Here is a 24,118-nt window from a genome sequence, read left to right as displayed (position 1 = left end):
GCGGGGTCCGGTCTGCCGCGCGTATGGCGGCCCCTGCCATACGCCGGTCGCGGACTGTGGTGTCCGCGCACGTGGGCTGCCGGGTCGTGCGTCTCTTAGGTTCCGGCCATGACGAGCGAACTTCACGTGGATCCCGCCGCCCCGCCGGACCTGTCGGGCCGCACCGCTCTGGTGACCGGGGGCGGCAGCGGCATCGGCCGGGCCTGCGCGCGGGCTCTGGCCGGGGCGGGGGCCCTCGTGCACGTGGCCGACATCGACGCCGGCGCGGCCGAGGACGTCGCGAAGGCGGTCGGCGGCCGGGCGCACGTGGTGGACCTGGCCGACGCCGAGGCGGTCCGTGCGCTGCCCGGCGAGGTGGACATCCTGGTCAACAGTGCCGGGTTGCAGCACGTGGCGGCGATCGAGGACTTCCCGCCGGACCGCTTCGAGCTGATCCAGCGGGTGATGGTCACCGCGCCGTTCCTGCTGCTCCGCCACTGCCTGCCGCACATGTACGCGGGCGGCTGGGGGCGGGTGGTGAACATCTCCAGCGTCCACGGACTGCGGGCCAGCGCCTTCAAGTCCGCGTACGTGGCGGCGAAACACGGGCTGGAGGGCCTGAGCAAGGTCGCGGCCCTCGAGGGCGCCCCGTACGGGGTGACCAGCAACTGCATCAGCCCGGGTTACGTCCGCACTCCGCTGGTCGAGCGCCAGATCGGCTCCCAGGCCGAGGCCCACGGCATCGCGCCCGAGGACGTCGTGGCCGACGTGTTGCTGAAGCGGTCCGCGATCAAGCGGCTGATCGAGCCGGAGGAGGTGGCGGCGGTCGCGGTGTGGCTCTGCGGCCCGCACACCGGCTACGTCACCGGCTCGTCCATCCCCCTGGACGGCGGGTGGGGCGCTCACTGAAGACCGCTGATCTGCCACAGCTGGTACGCCGAGCCGTTGGCCGGCTGCTGCGTGACGAGGGCTCCGTCCGCGGCGGAGGCGGTGGTCAGCAGGAGGGCGCTCTTCTTGTTGGTCACCGCGTGGCCGCCGGAGCCGGAGTCCGGGCCGGTGATCTTCCAGCGCTGGCTGTCGCCGCCGGTGCAGGTGGCCTGGACCACGGCCGCGCCCGCGGCGGTGGAACCGCCGGCGACGTCCGCGCACAGCTTGGACGAGCCGTTGACCAGGGTGTAGGCGCCGTCGCCGTTGAGGGTCAGCAGCCACTGCTGGTTGGGGCCGCCGTGTGGTGTCCAGGTGATCAGCCGGGTGCCGGACGTGCTGGAGCTCGCCGGGTCGTCGAGCGCCTTGCCGGCTGCGGTCAGGGTGCGGGTGCCGCTCAGCTGGTCCCCGTACGCCTCGAATTCGTAGAGGGAGTAGCCGTAGGCGGTGCCCCGCTGGGTGCCGAGGACGCGGATGTGGCGGCCCGACCCGGTCAGACCGGTGAGGTCCTGGACCCCGCCGGCGCCGGTGGTGGTGGAGTAGACGGTGCGCCAGGTGGTGGCGTCGTCGGAGAGCTGGATCTGGAAGGACTTCCCGTACGCCGCCTCCCAGCGCAGGACCACGCGGCTGATGCTGTGGGTGGAGCCGAGGTCGACCTGGAGCCACTGCGGGTCGCCGTAGGCACTGGACCAGCGGGTGCCGGGGTCGCCGTCGGTGGCCGCGGCCGCCGGGAAGTCGGCCGTCTCGGTGCTGGAGGCGGTGGCCGGGCGGCCCAGGGCCAGGTTGCCGGGCCGGCCGGCTCCGGGCCATGCGGGGTTGTGACCCACGGCGGAGGCGATCGGGGTGAACGCGGCGTAGGTCGCGGTCAGCTTGGGTGAACCCCAGGTCTGTTGCGCAAGGGCGCGCAGCGGGTACATGATCCCGGCCGCGATCTGCCCCTCGGTCTCGGCGGTGGGGTTGTCACACCAGACGTGGAGCACCGAACCGGGGTTCTTCGCAGGGTCGGACAGGGTGTTGCCGCCCTCGAAGCGGTCCGGGGTCCAGGTCTCGTACATCCACTTGGTGTCGGGCTTGGCGCCGCCGAGGACGTAATAGGTGGGGGTCCAGGACTCGTTGGCGACGATGTGGCCGGCGTCGGCCAGCTGCTGGGGCGTGAGGCCGTAGGTGTACCAGTACTCGACGACGATGCCGGGGTGGGGGCGCAGCGTCCCGTCGCCGGCTTTGATGCCGTCGTTCCACATCCGGGTGGTCTTGCCGCCGGCCCGCACCAGGTCGTCCGCCCAGTTCACGAACCCGTAGTAGGTGTCCTTGGCGGTGGCGTTCGCGCCGTAGTGGGCGCGGGCGTAGCTGAGCAGCTGCGGGTACTTGGCGTAGTCGGTGACGTATTCGTCGGCGCCGATGTGCCAGTACGGGGCCGGGAACAGCGGCAGGTACTCGTTGATCAGGTCCTTGATCAGGGCGTAGGAGGCGGGGAGCGAGAGGTCGATGAAGTCGGGGCTGACCGCGCCCGAGCTGCTCTTGAGCTTGAGTTCGGGGTGGGCGGCGAGGACCGCGTTCATGTGCCCGGGGGTGTCGATCTCCGGGACGATGGTGACGTGGTACTTCCGGCCGAGCTCGACCAGGTCGGCGATGTCCTGCTTCGAGTAGTGGTCGGTGGAGACGATCTCGGGGTGCGTGGAGCTCTCCAGGCGGAACCCGTAGGTGTCCGACAGGTGGAAGTGGAAGGAGTTGAGCTTGAGGTAGGCCAGCTCCTTGATGTGCTGCTTGAGCCAGTCGACGGTGAAGAACTTCCGGCCCTGGTCGACCATGAGTCCGCGCTCCGCCTTGGCCGGCCAGTCCACCGCCGTGCCGGCCGGCATTGAGGAGGACTGCTTCAGGAGCTGGAGGACGCTGCGGGTGCCGTGGAACGCGCCGGTGTCCGTGCCGGCCCGGATGGTGAGGGCCTCCGCGACGCTCATCCGGTAGCCCTCGGCGGGGAGGCCCGCTTCGCCGAGGCCGAGCCCGATGTCGCCCGCGGCGGGGGTCCCGGTGACGACGGCCACGCTGCGCCCGGTGAGGTCGCCCAGGTCCTGGGCGAAGGTTGCCGCCTCGTCGGCGAGTTGGGTGGTGTGGGCGGGGTCGACGACGATGCGGCCGGTGGCGCCGAAGGTGTACGTACCGGTGGCGGCGGTCCATTGGCGGAGGGCCGGGACGGTCTGCGGCGGCCCCGCGGCCGCATGCGCGGGGCCGGCGGAGACGCCGCCGGGCAAGGCCAGTGCGAACACCGCGCAGGCGGTGGCGATCAGCGAGCGGAGCAGACGCATGGCTGCCTCCAGCCGGGTGTGGCCGAGCGGGGCGTGTGAGGGGGCACCAGTGCAGCGCAGCACCGACTCCGTGTCAATAGATGCTCGAAAAGGCTACTGCACACGCATGAACACGCATGAACACGCACGATCCCGGTTCCGGACGGCCTCACAGCGCCCTCCGACATCGGACCGGCTACGGCGCGTTCCGGTTCATGGGGCAGGATGACAGCCCGGTTCGGATGCGTACGCACGTACGCCGAACGGGGTTCCGCACAGCACGATCTGACAGGTGACAAGGTGACGACACAGCACATACGACGGCCTGCGACGCCCCTCGCCGGATCCCCGGCCCTCCGCCGCCCGGAGGGGGTCCGTTGAACCGGGACCTCGTCCTGCACGACTGGGTGGTGGCCGCCATCGCGCTCGCCGCGGGCCTCGCGGCCGGGCTGCTGCTGCGCGCGGTCCTGCGGTGGCTGGGCAAGCACGCGAGCCGGACGGCGTGGAGCGGGGACGACGTCATCGTCGACGCGCTGCGCACGGTCGTGCCCTGGGGCGCCGTCATCGGGGGTGCGGCCGTCGCGGCCTCGGCGCTGCCGCTCACGGAGCGGGTGACGGAGGTCGTGAACCACACGCTGACCGCCGTGCTCGTGCTCATCGCCACCGTCACCGCGGCCCGGGTCGTCGCGGGGCTCGTGCAGTCCCTGGCGCAGTCCCGCACGGGGGTGGCCGGATCGGCCACCATCTTCGTCAACATCACGCGGATCGTCGTCCTCACCATGGGCGTGCTCGTCGCGCTCGAGACCGTCGGCGTGTCCATCGCACCGCTGCTCACCGCCCTCGGGGTGGGCGGTCTCGCGGTCGCCCTGGCGCTCCAGGACACCCTCGCGAACCTCTTCGCGGGGGTGCACATCCTCGCCTCGAAGACGGTGCAGCCCGGGGACTACATCCGGCTCAGCGGCGGCGAGGAGGGGTACGTCGTCGACATCAACTGGCGCAATACCGTCGTGCGCAACCTGTCGAACAACCTGGTGATCATCCCCAACGGGCGGCTCGCGCGGACGAACATGACCAACTTCTCGCAGCCGGAACAGCAGCTGTCGATACTCGTCCAGGTGGGCGTCGGCTACGAGAGCGACCTGGAGCACGTCGAACGCGTGACCCTCGACGTCGTCGACACGGTGATGGCCGACGTCACGGGCGGGGTCGCCGATCACCAGGCCGCCGTCCGCTTCCACACCTTCGCGGATTCCCGGATCAACTTCACCGTGATCCTCGGCGTGGGCGAGTTCAGCGACCAGTACCGGATCAAGCACGAGTTCATCAAGCGCCTGCACCAGCGCTACCGGGCCGAGGGCATCTCCATCCCGGCCCCCACCCGGACGGTCTCGGTCCAGCCGTCGGGCTCCGCACCGGTCCCGCAGCAGCGCGGCGGAGCCCACGGGGGGATCCTGGAAGCAGCCGGCAACAGAGGTACCGGGGTGTGAGGAGGCGCGCGATGACACACGCCGAGGAGTGGACGGTGGGCGTCCACCTGACCGAGGAGGACGGCACGACCAAGGCCCGGGCGGTGCTCGACACCGGGAAGACGACGTTGGTCGGCCGGGGCAGGGCGCGCTGCAACCCCCAGGACGTGGAGGTCCCCGCGATCGGTGACGAGCTGGCGGCAAGCCGGGCGATGCGGGACCTGGCGGGCCAGCTGATGCGTGCCGCCGACCGGGACCTGGCGGCGGTGGGTGCCGTACCGGAGCAGCCGCGCACCGGTTACGGCTGGCCGGAGGACCTGGGGCCGGACAAGTAGGACGCGGGGGCCCAGGGGGCGACCACGCAGGGCGCCCGACTGCTGACAGTGGGCAGCGTCGGGCGCCCGGTCACGCGTGGTGGCGCACCGATGCGCGTGGGGGTACGAAGCGGATCACGGCAGGGGATGCACACCACCGACACGATTGGTCCAGACCTATTGACGGCGGGTGATCCGGAGGAATAGGTTCCCGGCCAGAGGGCGGTCACGGCGCCAACTGCCGTCCGCCTTCGCGGCATTCGGGCATCCATTGCAGCCGTCGTTCGCTCACGCCTGGCTCGGCCTGGCCTGGCCTGGCGCGATCCCCGTTGACCACGAGGTCACCGAATCCGGGCTCCGCGCTGCCTTCCTCTCCCCCCACGGAGGTCTTCCTTGCGTACCCGCACCCACACCCTCACCCGTCTGGCCGGAGGCCTCGGCGCCGCCGTCCTCGGCGCGGCCGCCGTGCTGACCGCTCCCGGCGCGGCGTTCGGCGCCAACCTCCTCACCAACGGCGACTTCGAGTCGGGCACGCTGACCGGCTGGTCCTGTACCGGAGGGCTGGGCTCGGTCGTGAGCTCGCCGGTGCACGGCGGCGGGAAGGCGCTGGCCGGCGCGGCCAGTGCCAGTGACAACGCCAAGTGCACCCAGACCGTCTCGGTGCGGCCCAACACCACCTACACGCTGTCGAGTTGGGTACAGGGCAAGTACGTGTACCTCGGCGTCACGGGCGGCGCCTCCACCTGGACCTCTGGCTCAGCCGGCTATTCCAAGCTCACCGTCTCCTTCACCACCGGCGCCGCCCAGACCAGCACCGAGATCTACCTCAACGGGTGGTACGGCCAAGGCACTTACCACGCCGACGACATCAGCCTGGACGGCCCCGGCGGCGGCACGGACACCACCGCCCCCACCGTGCCCGGCGGTCTCATTTCCACCGGCAAGACCTCCTCCAGCGTCTCCCTGTCCTGGTCGGCCTCCACCGACGACGTCGGCGTCGCCGGCTACGACGTCTACCAGGGCGGCAGCAAAGTGGCCACGTCCACCACCACGAGCGCGACGGTCACCGGACTGGCCGCCGACACCTCGTACGCCTTCACCGTCCGCGCCCGTGACCTGGCGGGCAACACCTCCGCCGCATCGGGCCCCCTCACGGTCACCACCGACTCCACGACCACTCCCCCGGCCGGCTTCAAGCAGGCCGCCCCCTACCTCTACCTCGGCTGGGGCAACCCGCCGAGCGCGACGACGGTGATGAACGCGACCGGCGCCAAGTGGTTCACCATGGCGTTCATCCTCTCCTCCGGCGGCTGCAACCCGGCCTGGGACGGTCAGCGCGCCCTCACCGGCGGCGTCGACCAGAGCACCGTCAACGCGATCCGCGCGGCCGGCGGCGACATCGTTCCTTCCATCGGCGGTTGGCAGGGCAACAAGCTCGGCCCGAACTGCGCCACCCCCGAAGCCCTGGCCGGCGCCTACCAGCAGGTCATCAACGCCTACGGGCTCAAGGCCATCGACGTCGACATCGAGAACACGGACGAGTTCGAGAACGCGGTGGTCCAGGACCGCATCCTCGGCGCCCTCAAGATCGTCAAGCAGAACAACCCGGGTCTGAAGACCATCCTCACCTTCGGCACCGGCACCACGGGCCCGACCTCGTGGGGCAACCGCCTGATCGAGCAGGCCAAGGCGCTGAACGCGGGCATCGACGTCTTCACCATCATGCCCTTCGACTTCGGCAACGCCTCCACCGACATGTACGCCAGTACCGTCAGTGCCACCGAAGGCCTCAAGGCCAAGCTCAAGTCCACCTTCGGCTGGGACGACGCCACCGCCTATGCGCACATCGGCATCTCCGGAATGAACGGCATCAGCGACACCCAGGAGACCACCACCGTCCAGAACTGGACCGACATCCGCAACTGGGCCAACTCCCACCACATCGCCCGCCTCGCCTTCTGGTCGGTCAACCGCGACCGAGGCTGCCCGGGCGGCGGCCTCCAGGAAACCTGCTCCGGTATCGCCCAGAGCGACTGGCAGTTCACCTCCATCACGGCCGGCTTCACCGGCTGAACCGGGCCGGGGGCGACCCGTTCGGCTACTTCAGGTACGGTCCGGCGGTTCCGGTCCGCCCCGGCCCGTTCAGGACGTACACGCGCGGGTTGCCCTTGCCCGGGGCCGGGGCGCTCAGGGTGCCGTCACCGACGGTAATCCTGGGGACGGAGTGGTTCATCCGCCTCGGCGCCGGGCCCGGGCGCGGTGGACGGCCGGGGGATCCGCTCGCCTGAACTTCCTTTCTGGTCGCGGCCGGTGGCCCGCGGCGCGGAATCCCTTGGGCCCGTGGGACCCCCCTGCGGCATACTCCGGAAGGGGAGACGGAACGCGCCTCTCGGCCGTGGGCCGAGGAGCCGTCACGGAAAGGTGCGGACCGGCCGCGGCAGGGGGGTGGGCGCTCGTGATGGGTGGTTACGCGGACGACTGGACGGCGTTGCTGTTCATGCTCGTCCTGTTGTGGTGGGTATGCGGGCCGTTCGTGATGGCCGGGCTCGGCGTGTGGTGCGGGCGGGCCCGGGGCGGGTCCCGCACCAAGGCGCGGATCGCTTCCTTCGCGGTGCCGGTGGCCGTGATGGCGGCGCCCGTGATCGCCAGGTTCAAACCGGACGACGTCATGCCCAGCAGGGGCGACGTGATCGGCTTCTTCGCCGTCGAACTCGGTCTGCTCACGGTCCTGCCCTGGCTGCTGGGGTACGGCGCGGTCCGGTTCCGCGCCGCGCGGCCCAAGGGATGAGGTCCGGCCGCGGGGTTCAGCCGTTCAGGGAGGTCATGAGCTCAGGCGCGTACCGGTCCCCCGCGACCACGCCGTGCGGCGCGACGGCGTCGATGGAGGCCAGGTCGGCGTCGGTGAGCGTGACCGCGGTCGCGGCGACGTTCTCCTCCAGGTAGCGGCGGCGCTTGGTCCCGGGGATCGGCACGGCGCCCATCCGCAGGGTCCAGGCGAGCGCGAGCTGCGAGGGGGTGACCCCCTTCTCCGCGGCGAGCCGGCGGACCCGGTCGACGACGGCCAGGTTGGCGGCGAAGTTCTCGCCCTGGAAGCGGGGGTCCGTGCGCCGGAAGTCGTCGGCGGCGAAGTCGTCCGGGCTGGTCACCGCCCCGGAAAGGAAGCCTCGGCCGAGCGGGGAGTAGGCGACGAGGCCGATCCCGAGCTCGCGCAGCGTGTCCAGGACGCCGTCGTGCTCGATGCCGCGCTCGAAGAGGCTGTACTCGGTCTGTACGGCGGCCAGCGGGTGCACGGCGTGGGCGCGGACGATGGTGGCCGCGGCGGCCTCGCAGATCCCGATGTGGCCGACCTTGCCGGCGGCGACCAGCTCGGCCATGGCGCCGACACTCTCCTCGATCGGCACGTTCGGGTCGACGCGGTGGAGGTAGTAGAGGTCGATGTGTTCGGTGCCGAGGTGGCGCAGCGAGCGGTCGGCGGAGCGGCGGATGTACTCCGGAGTGCCGTTGTGGCCCCGGAGCTCACCCCCGTCGGTGAACTCGACGCCGGTCTTCGTGGCGACCACGGCCGCGTCGCGGCGGCCGGTCAGGGCCTTGCCGAGGAGCTGCTCGTTGCGGAAGGGGCCGTATCCCTCGGCGGTATCGAGCAGGGTCACGCCCAGTTCCAGGGCGCGGTCGATGGTGGCGAGGGACTCGGTTTCGTCGGTGGCTCCGTAGTGGGCGCTCATGCCCATCAGGCCGAGGCCTTCGGCGCCGACCGCAAGGCCCTGACCGCCCAGTGCGCGCATCTCCATGATGTCCGTCCTCCGTGGAAGCAGTAAGTAACTAACTGGATAGTTCGAGTCTGGAGCACGAGTGCGCGGGATGTCAATAACTAGATAGTTACTTGCTAGGGTGGCTGCCATGGCACGGGATTCCAGCGCAACGAAGGCACGGCTGCTCGACGCGGCCTTCTCCGAGTTCGCCGCGTACGGCATCGCCGGGGCGCGGGTCGACCGCATCGCGGAGGCCGCCCAGGCGAACAAGCGGCTCATCTACGTCTACTACGGCAACAAGGAGCAGCTCTTCGACGCCGTGCTCCAGCGCGCGCTGGAGACGGGCTCGGAGTCGGTGCCCTTCGACGCGGAGGACCTGCCGGGGTACGTCGGGGCCGTCTTCGACCACCTCGTGGCACGACCGGACCTGATGCGGCTGGTGCAGTGGAAGCAGCTGGAGCGGCCGGGCATCACCGAGGCCGAGGCGGAGTCCTACCGGGGCAAGCTCGCGGCGGTGGAGCGGGCACAGGCGGCGGGGCTGATCGACCCCGGCCTCGACCCGGCGGACTTGCTCACGCTGGTGATGGGCCTGGCGCAGGCGTGGACGGGCGCGGCGGGCGTCGCGGCGTCGGACGGCACGGCGCCGGAGGGCGCGGCGTCGGACGGCACGGCGTCGGACAGCGCGATGCCAGGTGACACCCCGGCGGTCGGCACCCCGGCGGTCGGCACCCCGGCGGTCGCCACCCCCGCAGGCGGCCCGGCCGTCGCCTGGTCCCCCGACCGGTTGGCCCGCCACCGCGAGACGGTGGTCGAATCCGTCCGCCGCCTGATCCGGCCGGCATAGGAGGTCTCCTACCCCGGCGCCGGCCCCGCCGGGGTGGGGCCGACCGTGTACCCACTTGTCCCACACGCGAGGTGTGAGATCCGCTCCGACGGGTTATCCGAGGGGAGGTACATCCGCATTCCGTGACAAAGGGGCAGCAGTGGAAGTGGCGCGTTCAACCCCGGAGACCCGCTCCCGTGTCCGGCTGCACGTCAACGGCGAGCAGTACGAACGCGACGTGGACCACCGGGTCACCCTCCTGGACCTGCTGCGGGAGCACCTCGGCCTGACCGGCGCCAAGAAGGGCTGTGACCACGGGCAGTGCGGCGCCTGTACCGTCCTGGTCGACGGGCGGCGCGCCAACAGCTGCCTGCTGCTCGCCGTCGCGCAGGACGGCACCCGCGTCACGACCGTGGAGGGGCTGGGCGACGGCGCGCGCGGACCGCACCCCTTGCAGGAGGCCTTCCTCGAACGGGACGCCTTCCAGTGCGGCTACTGCACGCCCGGCCAGCTCTGCTCCGCCGCCGGCCTGCTCGCCGAGGCCGCCGCCGACCCCCGGTCCGCGGACCTCAGCCGTGACGGGATCGCCGAGGCGATGAGCGGCAACCTGTGCCGGTGCGGGGCCTACCCCCGCATCGTGGACGCCGTCCGGGACGTGGCGGCGGGCTCCCGGGGCGCCGCCCCCGAGGGGGTGGTCGCATGAAGCCGTTCGCGTACGTGCGCGCCGCCGGCCTGCCGGAGGCCATCGCCGCCCACGGCGCGCGGCCCGGCTCCCGCTACCTCGGCGGCGGCACCAACCTCGTGGACCTCATGAAGCTGGGGGTCGAGGCCCCCGACACGGTCGTCGACCTCACCGGGCTGCCGCTCGGTTCCGTCGAGGAGACGCCGGGCGGCGGGCTGCGCATCGGCTCGGGGGTACGCAACAGCGACCTGGCGCTCCATCCCCTCGTCCGCGCCCGCTACCCCGCCCTCTCCCAGGCGCTGCTGGCCGGCGCCTCGGCCCAGCTGCGCAATGTCGCGACCACCGGCGGCAACCTGCTGCAGCGCACCCGCTGCCCCTACTTCCAGGACGTGGGCACCCCGTGCAACAAGCGGGAGCCGGGCACCGGCTGCGGAGCCCGCGACGGAGTCCACCGCGATCACGCCGTACTCGGCCACTCCGCGCAGTGCATCGCCACCCACCCGTCCGACATGGCCGTGGCGCTCGCCGCGCTGGACGCGGCCGTCGAGCTCCAGGGCCCGAACGGCGCCCGTACGGTCCCGGCCGCCTCGTTCCACCGGCTGCCGGGCGAGCACCCCGAACGCGACACCGTCGTGGAACCGGGCGAGATCGTCACCGCCGTCATGCTTCCGCCGGAGGGCGCCGGCCTGCCTTCGCGCTACCGCAAGGCACGCGACCGCGCCTCGTACGCCTTCGCGCTCGCCTCCGTCGCCGCCGTGCTCGACGTCGCCGACGGCCGCGTGCGCCATGTCGCGCTCGCCTTCGGGGGGCTCGCCCACCGGCCCTGGCGCGCCACCGCCGCCGAGGAACGGCTGCTGGGTCAGGCCCCCACCGAGGGGGCCGTACGGGAGGCCGTCGAGGCCGAACTCGACCGGGCGGAGCCGCTGCGCGACAACGCCTTCAAGGTGCCCCTCGCCCGCAATCTCGCCTGCGACGTGCTGAACTCCCTCGTCCTCGGCGTCGGTCCCTGAACGGCACCGACCGGCCCTGAACGCCCCTCCGCCCCCACTCCGTCCCGGATCGCGAGGACCCCGCCATGGTCTCCAGCACCGTCACGCAGGCACCCGCCCTCGGCACCCCCACCACCCGCCGCGAAGGCCGGGAGAAGGTCACCGGAGCGGCCCGCTACGCGGCCGAGCACGCCCTGCCGGACCGGGCGTACGCCTGGCCGGTGCCCGCCACCGTGGCCCGCGGGCGGGTCACCGCCGTCGACACCGCCGGCGCGCTGGCGCTGCCCGGGGTCCTGGCCGTCCTCACCCCCTCCGACGCGCCCCGGCTGGGGCCCGCCGACGACCCCACCCTCCTCGTGCTCCAGGATCCCGAGGTTCCGCACCGCGGCTGGTACGTGGCCCTGGCCGTCGCCGAGAGCCCGGAGGCCGCCCGGGCCGCGGCCGCTGCCGTCCGCGTCAGCTACGACACCGAGCCCCACGACGGCGTCCTCCACGCCGGCCACCCGGACGCCTACACCCCCGAGCAGGTCAACGGCGGCTACCCCGCCCACCGCGAGAAGGGCGACGCCGCCGCGGCATTCACGGACTCGCAGGTCCGGGTGGACTGCGCGTACGCCGTACCGCCGCTGCACAACCACCCCATGGAGCCGCACGCCGCCACCGCCCACTGGGACGCAGACGGCGGCACCCTCACCGTGTACGACTCCAGCCAGGGTTCCGGACTGGTGCGCTCCACCCTGGCCTCCCTCTTCGAGCTGCCCGAGGACCGGGTCACCGTGGTCTCCGAACACGTGGGCGGTGCCTTCGGCTGCAAGGGAACCCCCCGCCCGCACGTCGTCCTCGCCGTGATGGCGACCCGGCGCACCGGCCGTCCCGTCACCCTCGCCCTGCCGCGGCGCCACCTCCCGGCGACCGTCGGCCACCGGGCGCCCACCCTGCACCGCGTGCGCCTGGGCGCCCGTACGGACGGCACGCTCACCGCCCTCGCCCACGAGGTCACCACCCACACCTCCCGCGTCCGCGAGTTCGTCGAGCAGGCCGCCGTGCCCGCCCGCGTCATGTACGCCGCGCCCGCCCACCTCACCACCCACCGCGTCGCCCCCCTCGACGTGCCCACGCCCTCCTGGATGCGGGCGCCCGGCGAATGCCCCGGCATGTACGCCCTGGAGTCGGCGATGGACGAGCTGGCCGACGCCCTCGGCATCGACCCGGTCGAGCTGCGCATCCGCAACGAGCCCACCGCCGAACCGGACAGCGGCCACCCGTTCAGCAGCCGCCACCTGGTGGAATGCCTGCGCGAGGGGGCCGCCCGCTTCGACTGGGCCGCCCACCGCACACCCCGCCGGGACGGCCCACTGCTCATCGGTACCGGGGTCGCCGCGTCCACCTACCCGGTGTACATCGGGCCCTCCTCGGCGCGGGCGCACGCCCTGCCCGACGGGACGTACGTCGTCCAGACCAACGCCACCGATCTCGGTACGGGCGCCCGTACCGTCCTGGCGCAGACCGCGGCCGACGCACTACGGGTCCCCCTGGACCGGGTGACGGTGGAGATCGGGCACTCCGCGCTGCCGCAGGGCTCGGTGGCCGGCGGCTCGGCCGGCACCGCCTCCTGGGGCTGGGCGGTCCACGACGCCTGCACGAGTCTCGTCGACCTCCTCGCCCGCCGCTCGGGCCCGATCCCCGAGACAGGGGTGTCCGTCCCGGCCGATACGACGGCCTCCGCCAAGCAGAAGTCCCCGTACGCCCGGCACGCGTTCGGCGCCCAGTTCGCGGAGGTGCAGGCCGACACCGTCACCGGCGAGGTCCGGGTGCGGCGGCTCCTGGGCGTCTTCGCGGCGGGCCGCATCCTCAACCCGCTCACCGCCCGCTCCCAGTTCGTCGGCGGCATGATCATGGGGCTGGGCATGGCCCTCACCGAACACAGCACCGTGGACCCCGCATTCGGGGGCTTCGTCGAGAACGACCTCGCCTCCTACCACGTCCCGGCCCATGCCGACGTGCCGGACATCGAGGTGCACTGGCTGGACGAGCACGACAAGCACCTCAATCCGATGGGCAGCAAGGGCATCGGTGAGATCGGCATCGTCGGCACGGCGGCGGCCATCGGCAACGCCTTCCACCATGCGACCGGCCGCCGGATCCGCGAACTCCCCCTCACCCCGGACCGCGTCCTGACGGCCCTCGGCTGAGGAAGGAGGGGCCGTGACCAGCCCGGCCTTGCCCTATGCGTCCAATGGACCCATGATATGGGTCCGACGGACGCACAGGAGAGCAAGGCGGAGGCGTGGACCAGGCGACGAGCATTCCCGGATCCCCCACCTGGTGGCAGGCCCGGTACGCCGAACGTGACCGGCGCAGGCCCCGCGAGGGCGGGCTGACGCTCGGGCGGATCACCGCGGGCGCCCTTGAACTGGCGGACCGCGAGGGCCTGGAGGCGCTCACGATGCGGCGGCTCGGCGAGCACCTCCAGGTCCGCCACACCTCCCTCTACCGGCACGTCGCGAGCCGGGAGGAACTGCTGATCGCGACGGTCGACCACATGCTGGGCGAGATCCGGCTCCCCCCGCTCGAGGAGGACTGGCGGGCCGGACTGGAGCGGGGCGCCCGGGAGTTCCGCCGGGTCCTCGCCGCGCACCCGGCGCTCGTACCCCTGCTGACCGCCGGCCAGCTGCTGGGGCCGCACGCCCTGCGGGCCCGCGAGCACGCCCTCGCCCAGCTCCTCGCCCACGGGTGGACCCCGCGGTCGGCCGTCCACGTCTACCTCACGGTCACCCACTTCGTGATCGGCGCCGCCGTACTCGACGCGGGCGGCGCGGCCCGCACCCCCGACCAGCGTGCCGCGATGGCCGACCTGTTCGCCTCCCTGTCCCCGCGCACGCACCCGGTCGTCCACCGCCACGCCGGCCTGCTCAACTCGCCCGATCCCGAGGCCGAGTTCGAGTTCGGACTGCGGACGCTGCTGCTCGGACTGAGCCACCTGCACGCCGAGGAGGTCCCGTCATGACCGCCGGACGCGTCCTGCCGCCCCTGCGCCGCTGGACCGAGGGCGGCAGCACCCTGCAGATCGGCGGTCACGCGGTCTTCGTACGCCAGGACGGGCCTGTCAGCGGCGCGCCCGTCACTCTCGTCCACGGCTTCCCGACCTCGTCCCACGACTGGGCCGCCGTCGTGCCGGCGCTCGCCGCGGCCGGGCTCCGGGTCACCACACTGGACCTGCTCGGCTTCGGGGAGAGCGACAAGCCCCGGCGCCACCGCTACTCGGTGCTCGGCCAGGCCTCGCTGGTCGAGGAGGTCTGGCGCCGGCTCGGGACGGGCAGCACCGCGCTGGTCGCGCACGACTACGGGGTGAGCGTCGGGCAGGAGCTGCTGGCCCGCGACCCGGCCCGGATCACGCGCATGGCCTGGCTCAACGGCGGCCTCTACCCCGATCTGCACCGTCCCGTGCCGGTCCAGCGCCTGCTGCACGGCCCGCTCGGTCCGCTGCTTGCGCCCCTCACCACGCAGCGGCGGTTCGCGGCGACCCTGCGGGCCGTACTGGGCCGTCCGGTCCACGACGAGGACCTTCGCGACCTGTGGGCGTCCGCGTCCCGCGCCGGTGGCCACCGCCTCGCCCCGCGTCTGCTGCGCTACATCGACGAGCGCCGGGTGCACGCGGCGCGCTGGACCTCGGCCCTGGAGGGATTCGCCGGGCCCACGCTGTTCGTGTGGGGGCCGGCCGACCCGATCAGCGGGGCGCACGTACTCCCCCGGATCCGGGCGCGCATGCCGGGGGCGCGGGTCGTGGAGCTCGCCGGGCCCCCGGCCGCCGGGCACTACCCGCAGCTGGAGGATCCCGGGGCGGTGGCGGAGGCACTCACCGGGTTCCTGGCACCCTGAGGCGGCATGCGTGGGGGGCGACCGGATCCCGGCCGCCCCCACGTACACGCGTCACGTGCGCCGGCTGCCGGCGCCGCGGGATCAGCGCGCCGCGCCGAAGTCCTGCGTCCAGTACTGGCCCGGCTGCGCGAGACCGATGCCGATCTCCTTGAAGGAGCAGTCGAGGATGTTCCGCTTGTGGCCCGGGCTGTTCATCCAGCCCTCCATGACCTTCGCGGCGGTGCTGTAGCCGTAGGCGACGTTCTCGCCGTACGTCCTCCACTCGTACCCCGCGCGGGTGATCCGCTGGCCCGGGTCGGAACCGTCGGAACCGGTGTGGGACATGTTGCTGTGGGCGGCCATGTCCGCGCTGTGGTCCTGCGCGGCCTTCGTGAGCTTCGCGTTCACGGTGAGCGCCGGGCAACCGGCGGCGGCGCGCTCCTGGTTGACGAGGGCGAGGACCTCGGCCTGGGCTCCGGAGGGCGCCTCGGAGGCGTCCGGTGCGGTGGGCGCGGCGGGCGCGGTGGGTTCCGCCGTCTCGGCGGGCGGCTCCACCGGCTGCTGCTGCGGCGCGGGGGGCGCGGTCTCGACGGCCGGCTCTGCGACCGGTTCCCCGGGTGCCCCGGGGTCGGCCACGGGGGCCGCGGGGTCGCCCGCCTGCACCGGGGCCTCCACGGGCGGCTGCCAGCCGGTGCCGCCGGAGCCGGCGCCCTGCCAGTGACGACCGTCGTACGGGGACGCGGCGGTCCGTACGGGGTCGGAGCCCTCAGGGCCCAGGCACGCCATGGCGGCGGTGGGCAGGCCCACGATCGCCAGCGCCCCGACGGCGACGGCTATTTTCCGGTGGTGCGTCTTCTTACGGTGCTTCTTCATGCGGGACCTCACTCGGTGATCGCGAAGCTCCCGGCGCCGGACCGCGAGGGCGCCGGAGGAGCCGCCATTCTTAAGAGCCCGTCGACGGGCTGGCAAGCGGCCCCTCCTGACCGCGCAGGCGTCCCGGCGTCCCGCTTGAATCGGCCGGAAGATCGTGCATGTCCCCCCATCCGCCGTTCCGGCGGGAGGCTGACGCACGGCCAGGACCCCCCTGCATCAGCGGCGTTGGGAGAGGCAAAACAGGAGGCGGTCATTCCGTTTCTGGCGGAGGGCGGCATGTCCACGCAAAATTGGTACAAATATCGACATGTCGAGGACGGACGATCTCCGCAAGGCCTCCCGGACCGGCGCATGCGACGTGACGCATCTCACGGTTTCCGGAGGGAACCGGAACAGGGAGCACCGTCTCACCCGGACGCCCGGCCCGCGGGGCACGTCAACGGCGGGGCACGGAACACCGATGACCGGACGAAGTCCTTCGCGGTCCAGATCGAATGCGAGGACGGGGGCGTCACGTTGGCCGACCCCGTGGTGATGACGGTCCCGGACGTGGCCGGAAGGGCACAGGAGAGGGCACTGCACGCAGGACGGGACGCACAAGCCGTCAGGCACGGTATCGGCGCAGATCGGCACCGCCCTGCGCTACTGAGGCGCGGTGGCCGTTCCGCAGACGCAGGTCACCGCCCGGGTCGCGGTGACGGACGGGCGGCGCGTAACGGCCCTTCCGGCTCGACACGGGCGGTGACGGAGCACGCGTCCGGCATGGACCGGACCCGGTGGCCGGCCTTCAGTCGCCGGACTTCTCCCGGCGGGGCTCCCCTGCCTGGCCGGTCGCCTCTCCCGGGCGGTCCAGCCGGCTCGCCTCGTCGGTGTCCGCCGCCCGGACGGGCGGCTCGTCCTTGCCGGCAGCCGCGGGCCGGCGTGTCACGTGCGGGGCGCGGCGGCGTTGCTCGTCGTCGTGGCCGTGCAGGGGGGCGCCTCCGGCGCCGCCTTGGTCGTCCATGACCTTCCTCCTTGTGCGTCGTGTCCTGCCCGCCCTGCGCGTGCCCGGACACCGCCGTGGAAAACCCGCGGCACCGGTGGGGGCGCGGGACGCGATCGATCGGTTGGACCCGTGGCGACCGGGTACCCCTTCCAGGAGGGGTGACCACCTGGTCCGCACCCCAGAAGAGGAGGAGCGGTTCCATGCACTCGTTTGCCATACCGCTGATCCCCACGGAGGAAGGCGGACTGCTCATCCCGGCCGAGCAGGTGACGGCCCTCTTGCGGGGGGTGGCCGCCGACTGGGCGACCGCGATAGAGCTCGAATCGCCGGAAGCAGACCCCGAGACGGTGCTGGCGATGACGGAGGCCCTGACCCAGCTCGCCGACCAGATCGATGCGGAGTGCATCGCCTGCGCCTCGCGGCCGGAACAGGGCTACTGAAGCGTCGCGCGCGGCCGCCGCCCGCTCCCCGTCCGCGGCCGTCGACGACGGTGGACGGGGGTGGACGACACTGGAAGGGTGAACGTACCGGCGCCCCTCCCCCTCGAGCATCTGCGGGAGCAGCTCGGCAGCATGCTCTTCGCCCGCGTCGCCGGGCCCGCGGGGCCGGAGAACCGTGCCCGGATCCACTTCACGCCCGGCCCTCGCTGGTTCGGCCCCGAGCGCCCGATCCGCAGGGTGCACGGGGACGCCTCGATGTTCATCGGCGGTCTGAGCGCCTTGCTGCTGCAGTCGCTGCACCCGCTGGCCATGGCGGCCGTGGCCGCGCATTCCGGTTACCGCGGCGATCCCTGGGGCCGGCTCCAGCGCACCAGTACGTTCCTCGCCGTCACCACCTACGGGACGGCAGAGGACGCCGAACGGGCGGTCGCCCGGGTGCGGGCCGTCCACGAGCGGGTGGCCGGGGTCACCGAGGAGGGCGAGGCGTACCGGGCGGCGGATCCGCATCTGCTGGAGTGGGTGCACGTCGCCGAGGTCGAATCGTTCCTGCGGGCGCACCAGCGCTTCGGGGCCGCCCCGCTGGACGGAGCCGGCTGCGACGGCTACCTCGCCGACGCCGCCCGGGTGGCCTTGGCCCTCGGGGCCGTGGACCCGCCTCGCGACCGGGCGGCACTCGCCGAGCGGCTGGCGGCCTACCGGCCCGAGCTGCGCAGCACCCGGGAGGCCCGCGAGGCCGCGCGCTTCCTGCTGCTGCGGCCGCCGCTGCCGCTGGCCGCGCGGGGCCCGTACGCCGTGCTGGCGGCGAACGCCGTCGCACTGCTCCCGCCGTGGGCCCGCGAGCTGCTCGGCCTCCCCTCCCTGCCCCTGGTGGAGCGGATGTGCGTACGGCCGGCCGGACACGCGCTCACCGGAGCGATCCGGTGGGCCCTGCACTCGGGGCCCCGCGCCTGAGGACCGGCGCGGAGGGCTCTGGTTTTGGTTCCGCGGCGGCAGGGAAGACGCCGGATGCCGCCCCGCGGTCACGAACGCGGGGCGGACCAGATCCCACGGAGGTGGTGGCGATGGGCCCCAGCCCGGGCAGGGACACGGAGGCGGACACCGGCCCGGCGCCCGCCGCGGCCGCCGGACAGGAGTACGACGCGAGCCCCTATCTCCCGTCCCGGGGCGGCCTGCCGAGCCTGCGGCGGGCGGCGGCCGGGTGCAGGGGGTGCCCGCTCTTCGCGGATGCCACCCAGACCGTGTTCGGCAGGGGACCGGCCGGCGCCCGGCTCATGCTCGTCGGCGAGCAGCCGGGCGACCAGGAGGACCGGGAGGGCGAACCGTTCGTCGGGCCGGCCGGACGGCTGCTGCGCAAGGCGCTCGACGAGGCGGGGCTCGGGGACGAGGAAGCGTACGTGACCAACGCGGTCAAGCACTTCAAGTTCACGACGGCCCCGCGCGGCAAGCGCCGTATCCACAAGGCACCGAGCCTGCGCGAGATGACCGCCTGCCGGCCCTGGCTGGCGGCGGAACTGCGGCTGGTCGACCCCGAGATGCTGGTCGTCCTGGGTGGCACGGCCGGCAAGGCGCTGCTCGGGTCCTCGTTCAGGGTGGGCGAGCGGCGCGGCGTGCTGCTGCCGATGCCGCCGCTGCCCGGCGGGGAGACGGCCGCGGGGCACGGGCAGATGCTGGTGACGGTGCACCCGTCCTCCGTGCTCCGGGCCGACGACCGCGAGTCCGCCTTCGCGGGCCTGGTCGCCGACCTGTCCGTGGCCGCCACCGCGCTGGAGTGAGCCCCGGGAGGCGGCGCCCGGTCAGCTCGGCCGGGTCCGGCTCCCTGCTCGCGGCCGGACCGGACCGGCCGGGTCGAGCAGGAGCAGCACCGCCGCCTCGATCTCCCCGTGGGTGGCGGGATGCCCGTACTCGACGTCCTTGCCGAGCCGGTCCAGGGCCGGCTTGACGGTGATTCCGTTCTCGAAGAGCTCGAAGAGCTTCGGATGGATGTACGAGGCCCTGCAGACGGCCGGCGTGTTGCCGAGGTAGCCGCTCACCTCGCGCACCGCCCGGGCCACGGCCCTCGTGCGCCGGACCGGGGAGTCGCCCGCGACGTCGACGGACACCGCCAGGGCGACGGCCGCCAGGACGGTCGCGTGCCAGGTCCTGAAGTCCTTCGCCGTGATGTCCGTACCGGACATGCTGCGCAGGTAGTCGTTCACCTCGTCGGCGTGCAGGTCCCGCCACGTCCGCCCCTGCCGGTACACGAACAGCCGGGATTCGCCGTCGCGGCGGCGCAGCAGGGCTCTGACCACCTCGCAGGCCGCGGGGTCCAGGAGCGCGAGGGCCTGCTCCTGGCCGGACTTGCCCGGATAGCGGAAGCAGACCGCGCCGTTGCTGCACGCCGCGTGCTCGCGCAGCAGGGTGGTCAGCCCGTAGGCCTCGTGGTCCCTGCGGTACGCCTCGCCGCCGACCCGGAAGAATCCGAGGTCGAGCAGGCGTGCGGCGCACGCGAGCACCCGGTCCCTGCCCAGCCCGCGGGTGGCGAGGTCCCGTTCGACGCCATCGCGCAGTCGGGGCAGTCTCCTCGCGACGTCGAGGACGTGCTGGTGCTTGGCCGCTTCCTGCTGTTCCCGGAACCGCTGGTGGTAGAGGTACTGCCGGCGGCCGGCCGCGTCCGTGCCCATGGCCTGGATGTGGCCGCCCGGCCACGGGCAGATCCACACGTCGGTCCACGCCGGGGGGATCATCAGGGACCGCAGGCGTGTGCGCTCCGCCGGATCGCTGACGGACTGCCCCGCCGGATCCAGGTAACGGAATCCCCGGCCGTGCCGTACCCGGGCGTATCCGGGCCGATCGGGCCGGCTCGTGCGCAGCCGCATGGCCCTCCTGTCGCCACGTGTGTCCCTCACCGCCTGCCCGGTTCACCGGCGTGTAGTCCGGTGGTGGACGGGGCGCGTCACCGTGGCGTTCGACGGTGGGCGCTGCACGGTGGCGCTGCACGCCGGGGAAGGCATCCGCCGACTGGCGGGGTGTGGGGTGGGAGATGCCGGGCAGGGGCTTCTACACGAAGAAAGAGAGAGAACCCTCGTTCGGAGCTCCGATGACTCCCACCCAGCACCCGCAACGCCACCTCGACCTCCCGTACGACGTCAGCGCCGCAGGCCGGGCCCGTGATGCGACGTCCCGGTTTCTGCACAGCGCCGGCGACCGCGGCGAGCCGGTGGCCCCGGCGGCCGTGGACGTCGCCGTGCTCGTCGTGACCGAGCTCGTCACCAACGCGGTCCGGCACACCGACGGCCCGTGCAGCCTGGACCTCGTCCTGCACGAGGGGCTGCTCGACATCGACGTCACCGACACGAGCTCTGAGCTGCCCGAGCCCCGGCCACCGCACTTCAACGGCAGTGGCGGCTGGGGATGGATCCTCATCCGCCACATCGCCCGCGATGTCACCGTCACCCCAACGCCCGACGGGGGCAAGCGAGTTCACACCTGTATACCCGTAGCGGCGTGACGGGCCCGCGTCGGCGCCACCGTACGGACAGGAGTGCGGGCCGCCCGGCGCCGATGCGGTCGTACAGCCGGAAGGAGCAACCTCGTGGAACGCAACGCAGCCGAACGCGGCAGCGGGGCACCCGACCCCACCACCATGTACCCCCAGCCGGACTTCCCCCCGCAGGAACAGGAGCCGCCCGGGGCCACCCGGCCCATGGAGCCGGTTCCCGACCACGGCGAGGGCTCGTACCGCGGCAGCAGGCTGCTCCTGGACCGCAAGGCGGTGATCACGGGTGGCGACTCGGGCATCGGCCGGGCGGTGGCGCTCGCCTATGCCCGGGAAGGGGCCGACGTCCTCTTCACGTACCTCGCCGAGGAGGCGGAGGACGCCGAGCAGACCATGCGCCTCGTGGAGGAGGCCGGCCGCAAGGCCGTGGCCGTGCCCTGCGACCTCCGGGAGGAGGAACAGTGCCGCACGGTGATCGACCACGCGGTCGCCGAGTTCGGCCGCATCGACGTCCTGGTGAACAACGCCGCCTACCAGATGGCCCAGCCGGAGGGGATCTCCGCCATCACCACGGAACAGTTCGACCGGGTGGTGCGGACCAACCTGTACGCCATGTTCTGGCTCTGCCGGGAAGCCCTCCCCCACATGAGCGCCGGTGCCAGCATCATCAACACGACGTCCGTGCAGGCCTACAAGCCGAGCCCGCCGCTCCTCGACTACGCCATGACCAAGGGCGCCATCGTCACCTTCACCCAGGGCCTGGCGCAGATGCTCGCCTCGGACGGGATCCGGGTCAACGCCGTGGCCCCCGGACCGGTCTGGACCCCGTTGATCCCGTCGACGATGCCGGACCCCACGGAGTTCGGCAAGCAGAGCCCGCTGGGGCGGCCCGCGCAGCCGGCGGAGATGGCTCCCGCATACGTGTTCCTCGCCTCGTCCAAGGCGAGCTACATCACCGCCGAGATCCTGAACGCGACCGGCGGGACACCGCTGCCCTAGCCAGGGGATCTTGCGGATCAGGCCGCCGGTCCGGCGGCGGCTTCGGCTGCCGCCCCGGCTTCGGCTCCCAGACGCTCCAGAAGCGCCGCCCGGTGCAGCTCGGCGATCGGCGCGAGGAGGTCGGGATGGCGCAGCAGGGCGGCCGCGTGGCGGTCGTCTTCCCCAGGCTCGGTCAGGCGGCGGAAGGCCACCGCCACCGTGTCGGCGCGCTCGGTCGACGCCAGGGCGTGTGCGGCAACGGCCAGGGCCGGGGCGCCGAGCAGGCAGGCCGCCCAGCTGACGACGACCTCGTCGACCCAGGTGCGCCACGCGCTCTGCGCCTGTTCCTCGTCCGGGACCGCGCGGGCGTCGGCCGCGTCGGCACCGGTGATCCAGTCGAGCCGGTGCGAGCCGCCCGGCCCCGACAGGGCGACGAGCTGCGCGTCCAGCTCCGTGGGATACCGCAGCCAGGCCGCGAGCGTGACGGCCTGGCGGGCCTGTGCCTCCGCCAGACTGCGCTGGAGTGCCCCGCCGCCGGGCGGGTAGGCGCGGGTCAGCCAGTGCGTCGTCGCCGCTATGAGCGGGGACAGAGAGCGGTCTGTGGGCACTGGCGACCATCCGGCAGGTTCGGGGTTCGGGCAACTCGGGGAAACGAGAACGCCACCGTAACGGCCCTGTCGCCCGAATTGGAATGGGATGGCCGGAATCGTTGCGCACACCACCCGCCACCGAATTGAGGAGGACACGCCATGGGACACGGCGGTGACGTCATCGCAGAGCTGACCACCGACCACCAAGAGGTGGAGGATTTCTTCAGGGAGATCGAGGGACTGCCCATCGGAGACCCCCGCAGGAAGCATTGTGCGGACAAGGCCACCATCGAGCTGGTCCGGCATTCCGTCGCCGAGGAGGCCTACCTGTATCCGGCCGTCCGCGAGCACCTGCCCGACGGGGACGCCATCGCGGACAAGGAACTCGAAGACCACGCCGCGGCAGAGCGGATCATGAAGGACCTGGAGGGGTGCGAAGCCGACGACCCCCGGTTCGATTCCCTGGTCACCAAGCTGATGACCGAGATCCGCGAGCACATCGCCGAGGAGGAGGGCACCCTCTTCCCCCGGCTGCGCGCCATGTGCTCGGCGGAGACGCTCTCCGAACTCGGCGACAAGGTGCGCACGGCCAAGAAGACCGCGCCGACCCGCCCGCACCCGTCCGCCCCGGACAAGCCGCCGGCCAACAAGCTCCTCGCCCCCGGAGTCGGCCTCGTCGACCGCCTCCGCGACATGATGAGCGGCCGCGGCAAGGATTCCTGAGCCACGCGCGGCGGCCCCGGTCCGTTCCCCGTGGGGAGCGGGCCGGGGCCTTCCGCGTCACGACGGGAAGGTGACCTCCTCGGCAGAGCGGATGTCCGCCGCCATGTTGGTCTGCATCATCCGCAGCGCCGCGTCGGCCAGGTCCTCGTGGATGTGGGCGACCGCGTCCCGTACGACGGTGACGTGCAGGTGGCGGATGTGCGCGTCCAGCGCCGAGTAGAGCACGCACTGTTCCGTGACCTGCCCGCACAGGATCAGGTGGTCCACGTCCAGCTCCCCGAGGAGATAGGCGAGCGGGGTCTCGTAGAAGATCGAATGCCGCGCCTTGACGATGAACAGCGAGTCGCGGTCGGGGGCGACTGGCTTCACCAGGTCCGCGTGCGGACCGGCGAGGGCCGTCTCCAGGATCTCGCCGTGGTGGGAGCGCCACTCTCCGAAGTTGTCGTTCACGTAGATCACCGGGCCGCCGTGACGGCGGGCGCGGTCCAGCAGGGACCGCACGCCGGGCAGGGCCTCCCGTACGGCGGGCAGCAGGAGCTCGGCATCGTCATGGTCATAGGTGTTGATCATGTCGATGACCACCAGGGCGCTGCCGGCCACTGCCCTCAGCTCCGCCCGGTCGTCGGGCCGGGCACCGCCCGCGCCCCGGCCCGCGGGGCGAGCCCGGCCTGAACCGTACGACACCCCCTGGCGCCTACGACCGTCATCCCACACCTCCGGAGCTGGCCGGTACGCCGTCGGAGCGGCGCTGATCACCCGGCGCCTGCCCCGTTCCCGTCACCCCACACCCGGGCCGCCGTGCCCGGTGCCGGGACCTGACGGTTGGGGCGCCACCCGCTGGGCAGGCGCCCTCCGTGACACGCGCGCACGCGTGCGGGAGCGGGCCGGGCCACGCCCCGGCCGGTCCGGCCGCTGCCGCGGGATCGGAGCGTGAACCGTGGGGACTTCCAGCGGGGACGTCTTCGGCGCATGCTGCTGGGTCAGCCTG

The 24,118-nt window shown here is 72.8% G+C and carries 24 protein-coding genes; 17 read left to right on the top strand and 7 right to left on the bottom strand.

Going from position 1 to position 24,118, the window contains the following annotated elements:
• The first annotated feature begins 108 nt into the window (after positions 1–108).
• On the top strand, positions 109–888 hold the full coding sequence (locus ACIP5M_RS06890; protein WP_401192869.1) for a 3-hydroxybutyrate dehydrogenase: 780 nt from the start codon (positions 109–111) through the stop codon (positions 886–888).
• On the opposite strand, the gene ACIP5M_RS06885 is transcribed toward ACIP5M_RS06890, so the two are convergent.
• Positions 882–3,206, bottom strand: a complete 2,325-nt coding sequence (locus ACIP5M_RS06885; protein WP_401192867.1) for a family 20 glycosylhydrolase — start codon at positions 3,204–3,206, stop codon at positions 882–884. The genes ACIP5M_RS06890 and ACIP5M_RS06885 overlap by 7 nt on opposite strands.
• Before the next feature lie 356 nt (positions 3,207–3,562).
• Between ACIP5M_RS06885 and ACIP5M_RS06880 the strand changes: the two genes are divergently transcribed.
• From ACIP5M_RS06880 to ACIP5M_RS06865, 4 genes are all read left to right on the top strand, one after another.
• Entirely contained in the window at positions 3,563–4,672 is a 1,110-nt protein-coding gene (locus ACIP5M_RS06880; protein WP_401192866.1) for a mechanosensitive ion channel family protein, read from the top strand.
• An 11-nt stretch (positions 4,673–4,683) separates the two neighbouring features.
• Positions 4,684–4,986: a DUF1876 domain-containing protein gene (locus tag ACIP5M_RS06875; RefSeq protein WP_401192863.1), complete on the top strand. Its 303-nt coding sequence runs from the start codon at positions 4,684–4,686 to the stop codon at positions 4,984–4,986.
• Positions 4,987–5,358: 372 nt separating this feature from the next.
• Complete coding sequence (locus ACIP5M_RS06870) at positions 5,359–7,038, top strand: carbohydrate binding domain-containing protein (protein ID WP_401192860.1); 1,680 nt, start codon at positions 5,359–5,361, stop codon at positions 7,036–7,038.
• A gap of 385 nt (positions 7,039–7,423) precedes the next feature.
• Complete coding sequence (locus ACIP5M_RS06865; RefSeq protein ID WP_401193556.1) at positions 7,424–7,753, top strand: hypothetical protein; 330 nt, start codon at positions 7,424–7,426, stop codon at positions 7,751–7,753.
• 16 nt (positions 7,754–7,769) lie between these two features.
• Here the strand turns inward: ACIP5M_RS06865 and ACIP5M_RS06860 are convergent, their stop codons facing one another.
• Complete coding sequence (locus ACIP5M_RS06860; protein ID WP_401192857.1) at positions 7,770–8,753, bottom strand: aldo/keto reductase; 984 nt, start codon at positions 8,751–8,753, stop codon at positions 7,770–7,772.
• Between the two features lie 109 nt (positions 8,754–8,862).
• On the opposite strand from ACIP5M_RS06860, the gene ACIP5M_RS06855 reads away from it, so the two are divergent.
• The 6 genes from ACIP5M_RS06855 to ACIP5M_RS06830 all read left to right on the top strand — a co-directional run bounded on the left by ACIP5M_RS06855 (position 8,863) and on the right by ACIP5M_RS06830 (position 15,087).
• Positions 8,863–9,558, top strand: coding sequence for a TetR family transcriptional regulator (locus ACIP5M_RS06855; protein ID WP_401192854.1), 696 nt, complete (start codon positions 8,863–8,865; stop codon positions 9,556–9,558).
• A gap of 145 nt (positions 9,559–9,703) precedes the next feature.
• The gene (locus ACIP5M_RS06850) at positions 9,704–10,240 is read left to right on the top strand and encodes a (2Fe-2S)-binding protein (protein WP_401192851.1); all 537 of its coding nucleotides are present in this window, start codon (positions 9,704–9,706) and stop codon (positions 10,238–10,240) included.
• Positions 10,237–11,229 (top strand): FAD binding domain-containing protein, encoded by a 993-nt coding sequence (locus tag ACIP5M_RS06845; RefSeq protein ID WP_401192849.1) that lies wholly within the window; start codon positions 10,237–10,239, stop codon positions 11,227–11,229. The genes ACIP5M_RS06850 and ACIP5M_RS06845 overlap by 4 nt, the downstream gene beginning before the upstream one ends.
• A 65-nt stretch (positions 11,230–11,294) precedes the next feature.
• The gene (locus tag ACIP5M_RS06840) at positions 11,295–13,400 is read left to right on the top strand and encodes a xanthine dehydrogenase family protein molybdopterin-binding subunit (RefSeq protein ID WP_401192847.1); all 2,106 of its coding nucleotides are present in this window, start codon (positions 11,295–11,297) and stop codon (positions 13,398–13,400) included.
• A gap of 95 nt (positions 13,401–13,495) precedes the next feature.
• A complete protein-coding gene (locus tag ACIP5M_RS06835; RefSeq protein ID WP_401192845.1) occupies positions 13,496–14,215 on the top strand; it encodes a TetR/AcrR family transcriptional regulator in 720 nt (239 codons plus the stop codon).
• Positions 14,212–15,087 (top strand): alpha/beta fold hydrolase, encoded by an 876-nt coding sequence (locus ACIP5M_RS06830; protein WP_401192843.1) that lies wholly within the window; start codon positions 14,212–14,214, stop codon positions 15,085–15,087. Before ACIP5M_RS06835 ends, ACIP5M_RS06830 begins: the two co-directional genes overlap by 4 nt.
• A gap of 81 nt (positions 15,088–15,168) precedes the next feature.
• Here the strand turns inward: ACIP5M_RS06830 and ACIP5M_RS06825 are convergent, their stop codons facing one another.
• Together ACIP5M_RS06825 and ACIP5M_RS06820 are read right to left on the bottom strand one after the other, a co-directional pair.
• Positions 15,169–15,939, bottom strand: coding sequence for a CAP domain-containing protein (locus tag ACIP5M_RS06825; protein WP_401192841.1), 771 nt, complete (start codon positions 15,937–15,939; stop codon positions 15,169–15,171).
• Between the two features lie 787 nt (positions 15,940–16,726).
• Positions 16,727–16,942, bottom strand: coding sequence for a hypothetical protein (locus ACIP5M_RS06820; RefSeq protein ID WP_401192839.1), 216 nt, complete (start codon positions 16,940–16,942; stop codon positions 16,727–16,729).
• 182 nt (positions 16,943–17,124) lie between these two features.
• Between ACIP5M_RS06820 and ACIP5M_RS06815 the strand changes: the two genes are divergently transcribed.
• The 3 genes from ACIP5M_RS06815 (at position 17,125) to ACIP5M_RS06805 (ending at position 19,136) form a co-directional block, all read left to right on the top strand.
• A complete protein-coding gene (locus tag ACIP5M_RS06815) occupies positions 17,125–17,364 on the top strand; it encodes a DUF6213 family protein (RefSeq protein ID WP_401192836.1) in 240 nt (79 codons plus the stop codon).
• Between the two features lie 132 nt (positions 17,365–17,496).
• Positions 17,497–18,315, top strand: a complete 819-nt coding sequence (locus ACIP5M_RS06810) for an oxygenase MpaB family protein (RefSeq protein ID WP_401193554.1) — start codon at positions 17,497–17,499, stop codon at positions 18,313–18,315.
• 110 nt (positions 18,316–18,425) lie between these two features.
• Complete coding sequence (locus tag ACIP5M_RS06805) at positions 18,426–19,136, top strand: UdgX family uracil-DNA binding protein (protein ID WP_401192834.1); 711 nt, start codon at positions 18,426–18,428, stop codon at positions 19,134–19,136.
• Positions 19,137–19,157: 21 nt separating this feature from the next.
• On the opposite strand, the gene ACIP5M_RS06800 is transcribed toward ACIP5M_RS06805, so the two are convergent.
• Positions 19,158–20,219, bottom strand: a complete 1,062-nt coding sequence (locus ACIP5M_RS06800; RefSeq protein WP_401192832.1) for a DNA topoisomerase IB — start codon at positions 20,217–20,219, stop codon at positions 19,158–19,160.
• A 221-nt stretch (positions 20,220–20,440) separates the two neighbouring features.
• Here ACIP5M_RS06800 and ACIP5M_RS06795 point away from each other — a divergent pair, with 221 nt between their 5' ends.
• A complete protein-coding gene (locus tag ACIP5M_RS06795; RefSeq protein WP_401192829.1) occupies positions 20,441–20,851 on the top strand; it encodes an ATP-binding protein in 411 nt (136 codons plus the stop codon).
• A 135-nt stretch (positions 20,852–20,986) separates the two neighbouring features.
• The gene (locus ACIP5M_RS06790; RefSeq protein ID WP_401193552.1) at positions 20,987–21,838 is read left to right on the top strand and encodes an SDR family oxidoreductase; all 852 of its coding nucleotides are present in this window, start codon (positions 20,987–20,989) and stop codon (positions 21,836–21,838) included.
• 17 nt (positions 21,839–21,855) lie between these two features.
• Here ACIP5M_RS06790 and ACIP5M_RS06785 read toward each other — a convergent pair whose 3' ends face one another.
• Complete coding sequence (locus ACIP5M_RS06785; RefSeq protein WP_401192827.1) at positions 21,856–22,425, bottom strand: hypothetical protein; 570 nt, start codon at positions 22,423–22,425, stop codon at positions 21,856–21,858.
• Between the two features lie 141 nt (positions 22,426–22,566).
• Here ACIP5M_RS06785 and ACIP5M_RS06780 point away from each other — a divergent pair, with 141 nt between their 5' ends.
• Complete coding sequence (locus ACIP5M_RS06780) at positions 22,567–23,130, top strand: hemerythrin domain-containing protein (protein WP_401192824.1); 564 nt, start codon at positions 22,567–22,569, stop codon at positions 23,128–23,130.
• A 57-nt stretch (positions 23,131–23,187) separates the two neighbouring features.
• Here the strand turns inward: ACIP5M_RS06780 and ACIP5M_RS06775 are convergent, their stop codons facing one another.
• Complete coding sequence (locus tag ACIP5M_RS06775; RefSeq protein ID WP_401192822.1) at positions 23,188–23,730, bottom strand: isochorismatase family cysteine hydrolase; 543 nt, start codon at positions 23,728–23,730, stop codon at positions 23,188–23,190.
• Between the last annotated feature and the right edge of the window lie 388 nt (positions 23,731–24,118).

It is taken from the genome of Streptomyces sp. NPDC088762 (assembly GCF_044750905.1).
Taxonomy (GTDB): Bacteria; Actinomycetota; Actinomycetes; order Streptomycetales; family Streptomycetaceae; genus Streptomyces.
Note: the sequence above shows the minus strand (reverse complement) of the source record. Positions and strands in the feature narration are given on the sequence as shown.

What these genes read in the sequence shown, in the direction of transcription:
- ACIP5M_RS06795 (WP_401192829.1), top strand. Translation starts at nt 20,441, where the DNA reads ATGACTCCCACCCAGCACCCGCAACGCCACCTCGACCTCCCGTACGAC.
- ACIP5M_RS06875 (WP_401192863.1), top strand. Translation starts at nt 4,684, where the DNA reads ATGACACACGCCGAGGAGTGGACGGTGGGCGTCCACCTGACCGAGGAG.
- ACIP5M_RS06810 (WP_401193554.1), top strand. Translation starts at nt 17,497, where the DNA reads ATGCTCTTCGCCCGCGTCGCCGGGCCCGCGGGGCCGGAGAACCGTGCC.
- ACIP5M_RS06860 (WP_401192857.1), bottom strand. Translation starts at nt 8,753, where the DNA reads ATGGAGATGCGCGCACTGGGCGGTCAGGGCCTTGCGGTCGGCGCCGAA.
- ACIP5M_RS06815 (WP_401192836.1), top strand. Translation starts at nt 17,125, where the DNA reads ATGCACTCGTTTGCCATACCGCTGATCCCCACGGAGGAAGGCGGACTG.
- ACIP5M_RS06855 (WP_401192854.1), top strand. Translation starts at nt 8,863, where the DNA reads ATGGCACGGGATTCCAGCGCAACGAAGGCACGGCTGCTCGACGCGGCC.
- ACIP5M_RS06830 (WP_401192843.1), top strand. Translation starts at nt 14,212, where the DNA reads ATGACCGCCGGACGCGTCCTGCCGCCCCTGCGCCGCTGGACCGAGGGC.
- ACIP5M_RS06845 (WP_401192849.1), top strand. Translation starts at nt 10,237, where the DNA reads ATGAAGCCGTTCGCGTACGTGCGCGCCGCCGGCCTGCCGGAGGCCATC.
- ACIP5M_RS06840 (WP_401192847.1), top strand. Translation starts at nt 11,295, where the DNA reads ATGGTCTCCAGCACCGTCACGCAGGCACCCGCCCTCGGCACCCCCACC.
- ACIP5M_RS06780 (WP_401192824.1), top strand. Translation starts at nt 22,567, where the DNA reads ATGGGACACGGCGGTGACGTCATCGCAGAGCTGACCACCGACCACCAA.
- ACIP5M_RS06790 (WP_401193552.1), top strand. Translation starts at nt 20,987, where the DNA reads ATGTACCCCCAGCCGGACTTCCCCCCGCAGGAACAGGAGCCGCCCGGG.
- ACIP5M_RS06825 (WP_401192841.1), bottom strand. Translation starts at nt 15,939, where the DNA reads ATGAAGAAGCACCGTAAGAAGACGCACCACCGGAAAATAGCCGTCGCC.
- ACIP5M_RS06820 (WP_401192839.1), bottom strand. Translation starts at nt 16,942, where the DNA reads ATGGACGACCAAGGCGGCGCCGGAGGCGCCCCCCTGCACGGCCACGAC.
- ACIP5M_RS06890 (WP_401192869.1), top strand. Translation starts at nt 109, where the DNA reads ATGACGAGCGAACTTCACGTGGATCCCGCCGCCCCGCCGGACCTGTCG.
- ACIP5M_RS06885 (WP_401192867.1), bottom strand. Translation starts at nt 3,206, where the DNA reads ATGCGTCTGCTCCGCTCGCTGATCGCCACCGCCTGCGCGGTGTTCGCA.
- ACIP5M_RS06800 (WP_401192832.1), bottom strand. Translation starts at nt 20,219, where the DNA reads ATGCGGCTGCGCACGAGCCGGCCCGATCGGCCCGGATACGCCCGGGTA.
- ACIP5M_RS06805 (WP_401192834.1), top strand. Translation starts at nt 18,426, where the DNA reads ATGGGCCCCAGCCCGGGCAGGGACACGGAGGCGGACACCGGCCCGGCG.
- ACIP5M_RS06865 (WP_401193556.1), top strand. Translation starts at nt 7,424, where the DNA reads ATGGGTGGTTACGCGGACGACTGGACGGCGTTGCTGTTCATGCTCGTC.